Consider the following 351-nt stretch of genomic DNA (forward strand, 5'->3'; position numbering starts at 1 on the left):
ATCGCGACGAGCAGCGGGGCGACCCCGACCGCGCGGCCGAGACCGAGTGCGACTGCTGCGCCCCCTGCGCACAGCAGCAGGCCCGGGGCGGAGGCGGGCAGACGCAGCGCGGGGGCCGCGGGCACGGTGATCATGCATTCGATGATTTCGTTCGGCGGGCCTCGCGACTAGACCCCGAAACCGCATGACGACATATCGAATCGATATGAGTAGGGGGACGGACATATCATTCGGTCATGACCGACTGGCCCGACCTCACCGCGCTCGAGCTCCTCGTCGGCGTCGACGACCACGGCAGTCTCGGGGCCGCCGCGCGTGCCGCCGACATCGCGCAACCCAACGCGAGCCGGT

The 351-nt window shown here is 69.8% G+C and carries 1 pseudogene; it reads left to right on the forward strand.

What is annotated here, in order from left to right:
* Positions 1-236 precede the first annotated feature (236 nt).
* Positions 237-351: pseudogene (locus tag I0Q12_RS32365) on the forward strand (LysR family transcriptional regulator); the annotation flags it as partial.

This window comes from Rhodococcus sp. CX (genome assembly GCF_015865005.1).
Taxonomy (GTDB): domain Bacteria; phylum Actinomycetota; class Actinomycetes; order Mycobacteriales; family Mycobacteriaceae; genus Rhodococcus.